Below are 11,096 nucleotides of genomic sequence, written 5' to 3' on the forward strand. Positions count from 1 at the left end.
TAGTGCAATAGATATGGATCGTATTATTGAAAAATTAGATCGCGGCTGGTGGGTTGTCAGTCACGAACAAAAATTATGGTTGCCTGGTGGAGAATTACCACATGGCGAAGCGGTTAATTTCGATCTTGTCGGCCAGCATGCGCTGCATATCGGCGAATGGCAGGGCGATCCGGTGTGGATGGTGCGCCAGGATCGTCGCCATGACATGGGATCGTTACGCCAGGTGCTGGATCAGGATCCGGGACTCTTTCAGCTGGCGGGACGGGGGATCCAGCTCGCCGAATTTTATCGATCGCATAAATTTTGCGGCTACTGCGGTCACCCGATGCATGCCAGTAAAAGCGAATGGGCGATGCTGTGCAGCCACTGTCGTGAACGTTACTACCCGCAAATTGCCCCGTGCATTATCGTCGCTATCCGTCGCGACGATGCGATCCTGCTGGCGCAACATACCCGACATCGCAATGGGGTACACACCGTGCTGGCCGGGTTCGTCGAGGTCGGCGAAACCCTCGAGCAGGCCGTTGCCCGTGAGGTGATGGAGGAGAGCGGTATCCGGGTGAAAAATCTGCGCTACGTGACTTCTCAACCGTGGCCGTTCCCGCAGTCGCTGATGACTGCCTTTATGGCGGATTACGCGGAGGGCGATATCGTGGTGGATAAAAAAGAGTTACTCAGCGCGGACTGGTACCGCTATGACGATCTGCCGCTTCTGCCGCCGCCGGGGACGGTGGCGCGCCGGCTTATCGAAGATACCGTCGCGATGTGTCGGGCAGAGTTCGAGTGACATGTTACACTGGGCGTATCAACGCTAAAGGAATGTAAAAATGACCGAACTGAAGAACGATCGTTACCTGCGCGCGCTGCTGCGTCAGCCGGTTGATGTCACCCCGGTGTGGATGATGCGCCAGGCGGGCCGCTATTTACCGGAGTACAAAGCCACCCGTGCGCAAGCGGGCGACTTTATGTCGCTGTGTAAAAATGCCGAGCTGGCCTGCGAAGTGACGCTCCAGCCGCTGCGTCGTTACCCGCTGGACGCGGCGATCCTCTTTTCGGACATCCTGACCATCCCGGACGCCATGGGGCTGGGGCTGTACTTTGAGGCAGGCGAAGGCCCGCGCTTCACCTCGCCGGTGAAAAGCAAAGCCGACGTCGACAAGCTGCCAGTCCCGGATCCCGAGCAGGAACTGGGCTACGTGATGAATGCCGTGCGCACCATTCGCCGCGAACTGAAAGGCGAAGTGCCGCTGATCGGTTTTTCCGGTAGCCCGTGGACGCTGGCGACCTACATGGTGGAAGGCGGCAGCAGCAAGGCTTTCACCGTCATCAAAAAGATGATGTACGCCGACCCGCAGGCGCTGCACGCGCTGCTGGATAAGCTGGCGAAGAGCGTCACCCTGTATCTCAACGCGCAGATCAAAGCCGGCGCGCAGTCGGTGATGATTTTTGACACCTGGGGCGGGGTGCTGACCGGCCGCGACTACCAGCAGTTCTCCCTCTACTACATGCATAAAATCGTCGATGGCCTGCTGCGGGAAAACGAAGGCCGCCGCGTGCCGGTGACGCTGTTCACCAAAGGCGGCGGTCAGTGGCTGGAAGCAATGGCGGAGACCGGCTGTGACGCGCTGGGTCTCGACTGGACCACCGATATTGCCGATGCCCGTCGTCGTGTGGGCAACAAAGTCGCGCTGCAGGGCAACATGGATCCGTCCATGCTCTATGCGCCCGCCGCGCGTATTGAAGAAGAAGTCGCGACCATCCTCGCCGGCTTTGGTCAGGGGGAAGGCCACGTCTTTAACCTCGGCCACGGCATCCATCAGGACGTTGACCCTGAGCATGCGGGCGTCTTTGTTGAAGCGGTGCATCGTCTTTCCGCACCCTATCACCAGTAGGAGATCAGCCATATGGATTTAGCCGCACTCCGTATCCAACAGCAACAGTTAGCCGCGTCGGTAGAGCGGGCGGATCGACTGGATCGCGACCCGCCAGTATTGATCGGCGGTGCGGATGTTGGGTTTGAGCAGGAAGGGGAGGTCACCCGAGCTGCGATGGTGCTGCTGACCTGGCCTGAACTGGAGCTGGTGGAGTATCAGGTGGCGCGCGTCGCCACCTCCATGCCCTATATTCCCGGCTTTCTCTCGTTTCGCGAAACGCCTGCGCTGCTGGCGGCGTGGGAGCAGCTTTCGCAAAAACCGGACCTGTTGTTTGTTGACGGACACGGTATTTCCCATCCCCGGCGGCTGGGCGTCGCCAGCCATTTTGGCCTGATGATCGACGTGCCGACCATCGGGGTGGCGAAAAAACGGCTGTGTGGAAAAATCGGCGAACTGGGTGATGCCCCCGGCGCGCTGGCCCCGCTGATGGATAAAAATGAGCAACTGGCCTGGGTCTGGCGCAGTAAAGTCCGCTGCAACCCGCTGTTTATTAGCACCGGCCACCGGGTGGGCATGGACAGCGCCTTAATGTGGGTCGAACGCTGCATGCGAGGCTATCGTCTGCCCGAGCCGACGCGCTGGGCTGATGCGGTGGCGTCCCGTCGTCCGTCATTTGTGCGTTGGCAAGCAAATCACAGCTGATTCAGGTACACTGCGCCTAATTTCTGACTTCGAGAATTCATCATGTTACAAAACCCGATTCACCTGCGCCTGGAGAAGCTGGAAAGCTGGCAGCATGTCACTTTTATGGCCTGCCTGTGCGAGCGTATGTACCCCAACTACGCGATGTTCTGCAAGCAAACCGAGTTTGGCGACGGCCAGCTGTACCGTCGTATCCTGGATCTGATCTGGGAAACGCTGACGGTCAAAGATGCGAAGGTGAATTTCGACAGTCAGCTGGAGAAACTGGAAGAGGCGATCCCGGCGGCAGATGATTTCGACCTGTACGGTGTTTATCCGGCCATAGACGCCTGCGTGGCGTTGAGCGAACTGATCCATTCCCGTCTGAGCGGCGAAACGCTCGAGCACGCGATCGAGGTGAGCAAAACCTCCATCACCACCGTGGCGATGCTGGAAATGACCCAGGAAGGCCGCGAAATGACCGACGAAGAGCTGAAAGCGAACCCGGCGGTAGAGCAGGAATGGGACATTCAGTGGGAAATTTTCCGCCTGCTGGCCGACTGCGAAGAGCGTGACCTTGAGCTGATAAAAGGCCTGCGCGCGGACCTGCGTGAGGCCGGCGAGAGCAATATTGGTATAAATTTTCAGCAGTGAGACCAGAAAACGTGATTTACCGCCTGAATTGTAGCGTCTGAAGGCTTCCATTCCGCCCCCCGTCTGGTCTACATTTGGAGGGCGAAAAAAAGTGGCTATCGGTGCGTGTATGCAGGAGGGTGCTTTTTTGGCATTTCCGTCGCACTCGATGCTTAGCAAGCGATAAACACATTGTAAGGATAACTTATGAACAAGACTCAACTGATTGATGTAATTGCGGACAAAGCTGACCTGTCCAAAGCACAGGCTAAAGCTGCCCTGGAATCTACCCTGGCTGCAATTACTGAGTCTCTGAAAGAAGGTGATGCTGTTCAACTGGTTGGTTTCGGTACCTTCAAAGTGAACCACCGCGCTGAGCGTACTGGCCGCAACCCGCAGACCGGTAAAGAGATCAAAATCGCTGCAGCTAACGTGCCGGCATTTGTTTCTGGCAAAGCACTGAAAGACGCAGTTAAGTAAGACCGCGTGGCAGTGAACAGTTTTATCGAAGGGGCTATTAAGCCCCTTTTGTCTGTCTGGCGCCGGCCTCTGGCGCTGGCGGGCATCCTGTTGCTAACTGCCTGCAGCCATAACGCGTCGCTACCACCGTTTACCGCCAGCGGTTATGCGGACAACCAGGGGGCGATGCGTATCTGGCGTAAAGATTCTGGCGATGAAGTCCATCTTCTCGCCGCCTTCAGCCCGTGGCGTCACGGGGACACCTCGACCAGCGAATATCGCTGGCAGGGCGATCAGCTGACGCTTATTGAACTCAATGTCTACGGCAAGCCGCCGGAACATATTCGCGCCCGCTTCGACGCGCAGGGCGATCTGAGCTTTATGCAGCGGGAAGTTGACGGGCAGAAGCAGCAGCTCTCCAGCGACCAGGTCGCGCTGTACCGTTATCGCGCCGAGCAGATCCGCCAGACCAGCGACGCCCTCCGTCAGGGTCGGGTCGTCCTGCGTCAGGGGCGCTGGAACGCCGCCGCGCATACCGTCCTGACCTGCGAAGGGCAGACGGTGACGTCCGACCTCGATAGTCGGGCTCTGGCGCACATTGAACGCCGCCAGAGCCACGCTTCCGCCGCGGTGAGCATTGCCTGGCTTGAGGCGCCGGAAGGCTCTCAACTGCTGCTGGTGGCCAATGAAAACTTCTGCACCTGGCAGCCGACGGAAAAAAGCTTCTAACCTTTACCAGTGATTCATGCCCATATGACCGCCGCCGCTACCGCGACAGCCGCCATATCCCATGCCTGCGCCGCGGGGAACGCCTGCCTCAGCCAGCGCGAGATCAAATTTCACCCGCTGCTGATCCAGCTTCTGGCGTAAGCCTTCCATCTCCTGAGCGACGGCTTCAATCTTGCCGCTGTCCGGCTTTTGCGCCGTGAGCAGCGCATTGTACTCATAGCGTTTGGACTGCAGCTGCTGGCGAAGGGCGCTGGTTTGCGCATAGTAGTCGTTATGCAGCTTTTGCGCGGTAGCCTGCTGCTCCTGGGTCAGCTGGCTGTAGCCCTGGTTGCCCATCCCGTTATTGTTGCCCCAGTGGTGGTTGGCCCAGGCCGCGTTGCTGCCGAAGGTCAGCGCGGCAAGGGTGACGAGGGCGAGAGATAAGTTACGGTTCCGTTTCATGGCATTTTCTCCTGTGTGGTTTCTCTCGGTATTGCATCTTCCATGCCAGCCTGAAAAAGCCCGTCCGAACAGGTCTGCCGAGGCCGTGGCAGAGAAGGCGAGTAAAAATGACCCGTTCCGCCCGGGACCGGCGAGTCATTTTTACTCGCTAAAGCGCAGGCGATATGTTTGAGAGCAGGTTTGGCCGTGCGGAAACATGGCATGATTTCTGCTGAAAGATCCTGCTGATAGCGAAAAGGAGATGACAAGGACTCGCCGATGAAGATCAAACCTTTTTCACGGGACGCTGGCGCGCTGAGCTGGCTGCTGACCGGTACGGTGGTGCTGCTGGTGGTGCTGTTCTCCGCGATGATCGTCCGCGATTACGGTCGTGAGACGACCGCCGCCCGACACACTATTGAGGAGAAGGGGAGCGTACTTATCCGCGCGCTGGAATCCGGCACGCGCGTCGGCATGGGAATGCGGATGCATCACGCGCAGCTGCAGGCCCTGCTGGAAGAGATGGCCTGGCAGCCGGGCGTCCTGTGGTTCGCGGTGACTGATGACAATGGCACCATCATCGCTCACAGCGATCCGCAGCAGGTGGGCCAAACGCTCTACCGCCCCGCGCAGATGCGTGCGCTGGCGGTTGGCGAACAGGCGCGCTGGCGGCGGCTTAGCGAGCCGCAGCCGGCCATGGAGGTCTATCGCCAGTTTCGCCCGCTCAATCCGGCCCGCGGCCACCATAGGGGCATGATGAATCGCGGCGACAGCGCCCTGGCTCAAGCCACCGTCCCGCAGGTGATTTTTATCGCCTTTGATAGCCGTGAACTGGATGCCGCGCAGGCCCGCGGGCAGCGGAATATGGTCATCATGCTGGGCGCCGCCGCGCTGGTGACAGCGGCAACGATCCTCGCCCAGTTCTGGTTCCGCCGCTATCGCCGCTCGCGAAAACAACTGCTGGAGGCGATGGCCCGCAAAGAGAAACTGGTGGCGCTTGGCCATCTGGCGGCGGGCGTGGCGCACGAGATCCGCAATCCACTCTCGTCGATTAAAGGGCTGGCGAAATATTTTGCCGAGCGCACGCCGCCGGGCGGCGAGTCGCATCAGTTAGCGCGGGTGATGGCCAAAGAGGCCGACCGCCTGAACCGGGTGGTCAGCGAACTGCTGGAGCTGGTCCGGCCCGCGCATTTAAATTATCAGCCGGTGGATATCAACGCGCTTATCCACCACTCATTACAGCTGATCAGCCAGGATGCGCAGAGTCGCGGGATCGCGCTGCAATTCACTCCGCGCCCGGAGCTCTCCACGATCAACGCCGATGCCGACCGCCTGAACCAGGTGCTGTTGAACCTGTACCTGAACGCGATGCAGGCGATTGGCCGTGACGGCGTCATTCGCGTATCGGCAAGCGAAGCTGACCGTCAGCGGATGAAAATCGTCGTCGCAGATAGCGGTAAAGGGATGACTGCCGAAGAGCTGCAGGCCATCTTCACCCCCTATTTCACCACCAAAGCGGACGGCACCGGGCTGGGGCTGGCGGTGGTGCAGAATATTATCGAACAACATGGCGGGACGATCCGCGCCGAAAGTCAGCCGGGGGCCGGAGCGATATTTACGCTTTGGCTACCGATTGATGCTCAACGGAGGGAAGATGAGCAGCGATAAGGTACAGATTCTGGTTGTCGATGATGACATCAGCCACTGCACGATCCTGCAGGCGCTGCTGCGCGGCTGGGGCTATCAGGTGGCATTAGCCCACAACGGCCTGCAGGCGCTGGAGCTGATCCATCAGCAGGTCTTCGACCTGGTGCTGTGCGATATTCGCATGGCGGAGATGGACGGTATCGCGACGTTAAAAGAGATTAAAGCCTATAACCCGGCGATCCCGGTGCTGATCATGACGGCGTTCTCCAGCGTCGATACGGCGGTGGAGGCCATCAAGTCCGGGGCGCTGGATTATCTGATTAAGCCGCTGGATTTTGACACGTTACAGCAGACGTTAGTCCAGGCGCTGGCACACACCCGGCATAGCGAGGGCGAACACCCCGCCGCAGCGAGTTCGCGTTGGGGCATGATAGGCGACAGCCCGGCGATGCAGGCGCTTCTTAATAATATTACGCTGGTAGCCCCTTCGGATGCGACGGTGCTGATCTATGGAGAGTCGGGAACCGGTAAGGAACTGGTGGCGCGCGCCATCCACGCCTGCAGCGGGCGCGGTGATAAGCCGCTGGTGACGCTCAACTGCGCGGCGCTGAATGAGTCGCTACTGGAGTCGGAACTCTTCGGGCATGAAAAAGGGGCGTTTACCGGCGCGGATAGGCGACGTGAAGGGCGCTTTGTCGAAGCGGATGGCGGCACGCTGTTCCTCGATGAAATTGGCGATATCTCGCCATTGATGCAGGTCCGGCTGCTGCGGGCGATTCAGGAGCGGGAGGTGCAGCGGGTCGGCAGCAACCAGACGCTTGCCGTTGATGTGCGGCTGATCGCCGCCACCCACCGCAACCTCGCGGAAGAGGTAAGCGCCGGGCGTTTTCGCCAGGATCTCTATTACCGCCTGAACGTCGTGACTATTGAGATGCCGCCGCTGCGCCGGCGCCGGGAAGATATTCCGCCGCTGGCGCAGCACTTTCTCAAACGCTATGCCGAACGCAATCGTAAGGCGGTAAAGGGGTTCACGCCACAGGCGATGGACCTGCTGATCCACTACTCCTGGCCGGGCAACATTCGCGAGCTGGAAAACGCGGTGGAGCGGGCGGTGGTGCTACTGACCGGGGACTATATCTCCGGGCGGGAACTGCCGCTGGCGATTGCGGGTACGCCGCTGCCGTCAGGCGGGAGCGAGGAGGGGCTGATTCAGCCGCTAGTGGAAGTCGAAAAAGAGGTGATTCTGGCGGCGCTGGAAAAAACGGGCGGCAACAAAACCGAAGCCGCCCGTCAGTTAGGCATTACGCGGAAAACGCTGTTGGCGAAACTTAGCCGTTAGCCTTTTCGCGCTCAATGGCGCGCCAGCCGATATCGTTTCGGCTAAAGCTGCCATCCCAGCGAATATCGGTCAGCAACTGATAGGCGCGCTGCTGCGCCTGCGCTACGGTATCGCCCAGGGCGGTGACGCACAGTACGCGCCCGCCGTTGGTGACCACGCGCTGGTCGTCAGACAGTTTCGTGCCGGCGTGGAAGACTTTACCGTCTGCCGCTTCCTGCTGCGGCAGGCCATGGATCTCATCGCCCGTGTTGTAGTTGCCCGGATAGCCGCCGGCGGCAACCACTACCCCCAGCGATGCGCGGTCATCCCACTCGGAGGTTTTCTCATCCAGCTTGCCGGCGCAGGCGGCGAGGCACAGCGCTACCAGGTCAGATTTCATGCGCAGCATGATCGGCTGGGTTTCCGGATCGCCAAAGCGGCAGTTGAACTCAATGACCTTTGGGTTGCCCTGCTTGTCGATCATCAGACCGGCATACAGGAAACCGGTATAGGTGTTGCCTTCCGCGGCCATGCCCTTCACGGTTGGCCAGATAATACGCTCCATGGTGCGCTGATGGACTTCATCAGTCACGACCGGCGCCGGAGAATAAGCGCCCATCCCACCGGTGTTCGGGCCGGTATCGCCGTTGCCGACGCGTTTGTGATCCTGGCTGGTGGCCATCGGCAGGACGTGCTCGCCGTCGACCATCACAATAAAGCTGGCCTCTTCGCCATCGAGGAACTCTTCAATCACGATACGGTGTCCGGCGTCGCCAAAGGCGTTACCGGCCAGCATATCTTTGACCGCCGCTTCGGCTTCCTCAAGGGTCATCGCCACGATAACGCCTTTACCTGCCGCCAGACCGTCGGCTTTGATGACGATCGGCGCGCCTTTCTCCCGCAGATAAGCCAGCGCAGGCTCGACCTCGGTGAAGTTCTGGTATTCCGCCGTCGGGATATGATGACGGGCGAGGAAATCTTTGGTGAAGGCTTTTGAGCCTTCCAGCTGCGCGGCGCCTTCGGTTGGCCCAAAGATGGTCAGCCCTGCGGCACGGAACGCGTCGACCACGCCAATCACCAACGGCGCTTCCGGACCAACGATGGTCAGGTCGATATTTTCATCCTGAGCGAAGCGCAGCAGCGCCGGAATATCGGTGACGCCGATGGCGACGTTTTGCAGCGACGGCTCCAGCGCGGTACCTGCGTTGCCCGGCGCAACGTAGACGGTATCAACCAGCGGCGATTGGGCCGCTTTCCAGGCCAGGGCGTGTTCACGCCCGCCGTTGCCGATTACTAATACTTTCATCTGCAGCTCCATGAATTAATGGCGGAAGTGGCGCATATCGGTGAAGATCATGGCGATGCCGTGTTCGTCAGCGGCGGCAATCACTTCGTCGTCGCGGATAGAGCCGCCCGGCTGGATAACGCAGGTGATGCCGACCGCAGCCGCGGCGTCAATCCCGTCGCGGAACGGGAAGAAGGCATCGGAGGCCATGGCGGAGCCTTTCACTTCCAGACCTTCGTCACCGGCTTTAATCCCGGCAATTTTCGCCGAATAGACGCGGCTCATCTGGCCGGCGCCTATGCCGATGGTCATATTGTCTTTGGCATACACGATGGCGTTGGATTTGACGAATTTCGCCACTTTCCAGCAGAACAGCGCATCGCGCAGCTCTTGCTCGCTCGGCTGACGTTTACTGACCACGCGCAGTTCGCCTGCGGTGACCATACCGAGATCGCGGTCCTGAACCAGCAGGCCGCCGTTGACACGTTTGAAATCGAGACCGGCAACGCGCGCTTCCCACTGACCGCAGGTCAGTACGCGGACGTTCTGCTTCGCGGCAGTGATTTTCAGCGCTTCTTCGCTGGCGGACGGGGCGATGATCACCTCGACAAACTGGCGAGAGATGATCGCCTGCGCGGTGTCGGCATCCAGCTCGCGGTTGAAGGCGATGATGCCGCCGAACGCGGAGGTCGGGTCGGTTTTGTATGCGCGATCGTAGGCGTCAAGGATCGAGTCGCTGACGGCAACGCCGCACGGGTTAGCGTGCTTAACGATCACGCAGGCCGGTTCGTTGAACTCTTTCACGCACTCCAGCGCCGCATCGGTATCGGCAATATTGTTATAGGAGAGCGCTTTACCCTGCAGCTGGGTAGCGGTTGCCACGGAAGCTTCTTTGACATTCTCTTCTATATAGAAGGCAGCCTGCTGGTGGCTGTTTTCGCCGTAGCGCATATCCTGCTTCTTAATGAAGTTCAGATTCAGGGTGCGTGGGAAGCGGCCAGCGGCTTCTTTGCTTTCGCCGTGATAGGCCGGAACCATGCTGCCGAAGTAGTTGGCGATCATGCTGTCGTACGCGGCGGTGTGTTCGAAGGCTTTAATGGCGAGGTCGAAGCGGGTGTCCAGCGTCAGGGAGCCTTCGTTGGCGTCCATTTCATTAATGATGGCGGTGTAGTCGCTGCTCTTCACCACGATGGCGACATCTTTGTGGTTCTTCGCCGCGGAGCGGACCATGGTTGGGCCGCCGATATCGATGTTTTCCACCGCGTCTTCCAGCGAGCAGCCTTCACGAGCGACGGTTTGGGCAAACGGATAGAGGTTAACGACCACCATATCGATAGGCGCGATACCGTGCTGCTGCATGATGCCATCATCCTGACCGCGACGACCGAGGATGCCGCCGTGTACTTTCGGATGCAGGGTCTTCACGCGTCCATCCATCATTTCCGGGAAACCGGTGTAGTCAGAGACTTCGGTTACCGGCAGGCCTTTATCTGCCAGCAGGCGGGCGGTGCCGCCGGTGGACAGCAGCTCGACACCACGAGCGGAAAGCGCCTGCGCGAATTCGACGATACCGGCCTTGTCAGAAACACTGAGCAGAGCGCGGCGGACTGGACGACGTTGTTGCATGGTATTAAATCCCCAGGATTTGAACATTACAGAGAGCGTTAGGTGAGTTTTTGCCTAAAAACTCACCTAACGCACCCAACCGGGCATCCGTGTCATAGCGCGGCATTGTAACGAAAACGTTTGCGCAACGCTCGCGAATTTTTATCTTTCTCTTTAGGCCGATGGTTCTCCTTCTATATAGCTGCCGATCCGCGGGGCGTTCGGTCATGTTTTGACGCTATCCTGTGGATAATTCTGTGTGTAAAGAGGTATAAAGCGGGGTTTTGCTGGGGAATGCAGCAGTCAGTCATTTTTCTGCCATTTTTCTATTGCGGGCGCTCGAGAACTCCCTATAATGCGCTCCCACTGACACGGCGGATGTGAATCACTTCACACAAACAGCCGGTTCGGTTGAAGAGAAAAATCCTGAAAAACGGGTTGACTC

The 11,096-nt window shown here is 59.2% G+C and carries 11 protein-coding genes; 8 read left to right on the forward strand and 3 right to left on the reverse strand.

All coding sequences use genetic code 11. From position 1 onward, the window contains the following. Positions 1 to 13 precede the first annotated feature (13 nt). From nudC to K5R89_RS24095, 6 genes are all read left to right on the forward strand, one after another. Positions 14 to 787 (forward strand): NAD(+) diphosphatase, encoded by a 774-nt coding sequence (gene nudC, locus K5R89_RS24070; RefSeq protein WP_023291599.1) that lies wholly within the window; start codon positions 14 to 16, stop codon positions 785 to 787. Positions 788 to 827: 40 nt separating this feature from the next. Further along, positions 828 to 1,892 carry a uroporphyrinogen decarboxylase gene (gene hemE, locus K5R89_RS24075; protein ID WP_023291600.1) on the forward strand — a complete coding sequence of 355 codons (1,065 nt, stop codon included), beginning with the start codon at positions 828 to 830 and terminating at the stop codon, positions 1,890 to 1,892. Between the two features lie 12 nt (positions 1,893 to 1,904). Continuing rightward, the gene (nfi, locus tag K5R89_RS24080; protein ID WP_023291601.1) at positions 1,905 to 2,576 is read left to right on the forward strand and encodes a deoxyribonuclease V; all 672 of its coding nucleotides are present in this window, start codon (positions 1,905 to 1,907) and stop codon (positions 2,574 to 2,576) included. Between the two features lie 42 nt (positions 2,577 to 2,618). Continuing rightward, the gene (locus K5R89_RS24085) at positions 2,619 to 3,209 is read left to right on the forward strand and encodes a YjaG family protein (protein WP_004206742.1); all 591 of its coding nucleotides are present in this window, start codon (positions 2,619 to 2,621) and stop codon (positions 3,207 to 3,209) included. Positions 3,210 to 3,395: 186 nt separating this feature from the next. Continuing rightward, positions 3,396 to 3,668: a nucleoid-associated protein HU-alpha gene (gene hupA, locus K5R89_RS24090; RefSeq protein WP_002884342.1), complete on the forward strand. Its 273-nt coding sequence runs from the start codon at positions 3,396 to 3,398 to the stop codon at positions 3,666 to 3,668. A gap of 12 nt (positions 3,669 to 3,680) precedes the next feature. Next, positions 3,681 to 4,376, forward strand: coding sequence for a DUF1481 domain-containing protein (locus tag K5R89_RS24095; RefSeq protein WP_064155757.1), 696 nt, complete (start codon positions 3,681 to 3,683; stop codon positions 4,374 to 4,376). 3 nt (positions 4,377 to 4,379) lie between these two features. On the opposite strand, the gene zraP is transcribed toward K5R89_RS24095, so the two are convergent. Continuing rightward, positions 4,380 to 4,817, reverse strand: coding sequence for a zinc resistance sensor/chaperone ZraP (gene zraP, locus K5R89_RS24100; protein ID WP_064155756.1), 438 nt, complete (start codon positions 4,815 to 4,817; stop codon positions 4,380 to 4,382). Positions 4,818 to 5,075: 258 nt separating this feature from the next. Here zraP and zraS point away from each other — a divergent pair, with 258 nt between their 5' ends. Together zraS and zraR are read left to right on the forward strand one after the other, a co-directional pair. Next, positions 5,076 to 6,464 carry a two-component system sensor histidine kinase ZraS gene (zraS, locus tag K5R89_RS24105; protein WP_087827464.1) on the forward strand — a complete coding sequence of 463 codons (1,389 nt, stop codon included), beginning with the start codon at positions 5,076 to 5,078 and terminating at the stop codon, positions 6,462 to 6,464. Further along, positions 6,451 to 7,782: a sigma-54-dependent response regulator transcription factor ZraR gene (gene zraR, locus K5R89_RS24110; protein WP_023291605.1), complete on the forward strand. Its 1,332-nt coding sequence runs from the start codon at positions 6,451 to 6,453 to the stop codon at positions 7,780 to 7,782. The genes zraS and zraR overlap by 14 nt, the downstream gene beginning before the upstream one ends. On the opposite strand, the gene purD is transcribed toward zraR, so the two are convergent. Both purD and purH read right to left on the reverse strand, forming a co-directional pair. Beyond that, on the reverse strand, positions 7,772 to 9,067 hold the full coding sequence (purD, locus tag K5R89_RS24115; protein ID WP_048336584.1) for a phosphoribosylamine--glycine ligase: 1,296 nt from the start codon (positions 9,065 to 9,067) through the stop codon (positions 7,772 to 7,774). The genes zraR and purD overlap by 11 nt on opposite strands. Positions 9,068 to 9,082: 15 nt before the next feature. After that, a complete protein-coding gene (purH, locus tag K5R89_RS24120; RefSeq protein ID WP_023291607.1) occupies positions 9,083 to 10,672 on the reverse strand; it encodes a bifunctional phosphoribosylaminoimidazolecarboxamide formyltransferase/IMP cyclohydrolase in 1,590 nt (529 codons plus the stop codon). Between the last annotated feature and the right edge of the window lie 424 nt (positions 10,673 to 11,096).

The organism is Klebsiella sp. TF21-TM, from assembly GCF_019753495.1.
In the GTDB taxonomy this organism is placed as follows: Bacteria; Pseudomonadota; Gammaproteobacteria; order Enterobacterales; family Enterobacteriaceae; genus Klebsiella; species Klebsiella quasipneumoniae.

What these genes read in the sequence shown, in the direction of transcription:
- nudC (WP_023291599.1), top strand. Translation starts at nt 14, where the DNA reads ATGGATCGTATTATTGAAAAATTAGATCGCGGCTGGTGGGTTGTCAGT.
- hemE (WP_023291600.1), top strand. Translation starts at nt 828, where the DNA reads ATGACCGAACTGAAGAACGATCGTTACCTGCGCGCGCTGCTGCGTCAG.
- nfi (WP_023291601.1), top strand. Translation starts at nt 1,905, where the DNA reads ATGGATTTAGCCGCACTCCGTATCCAACAGCAACAGTTAGCCGCGTCG.
- K5R89_RS24085 (WP_004206742.1), top strand. Translation starts at nt 2,619, where the DNA reads ATGTTACAAAACCCGATTCACCTGCGCCTGGAGAAGCTGGAAAGCTGG.
- hupA (WP_002884342.1), top strand. Translation starts at nt 3,396, where the DNA reads ATGAACAAGACTCAACTGATTGATGTAATTGCGGACAAAGCTGACCTG.
- zraP (WP_064155756.1), bottom strand. Translation starts at nt 4,817, where the DNA reads ATGAAACGGAACCGTAACTTATCTCTCGCCCTCGTCACCCTTGCCGCG.
- zraS (WP_087827464.1), top strand. Translation starts at nt 5,076, where the DNA reads ATGAAGATCAAACCTTTTTCACGGGACGCTGGCGCGCTGAGCTGGCTG.
- zraR (WP_023291605.1), top strand. Translation starts at nt 6,451, where the DNA reads ATGAGCAGCGATAAGGTACAGATTCTGGTTGTCGATGATGACATCAGC.
- purD (WP_048336584.1), bottom strand. Translation starts at nt 9,067, where the DNA reads ATGAAAGTATTAGTAATCGGCAACGGCGGGCGTGAACACGCCCTGGCC.
- purH (WP_023291607.1), bottom strand. Translation starts at nt 10,672, where the DNA reads ATGCAACAACGTCGTCCAGTCCGCCGCGCTCTGCTCAGTGTTTCTGAC.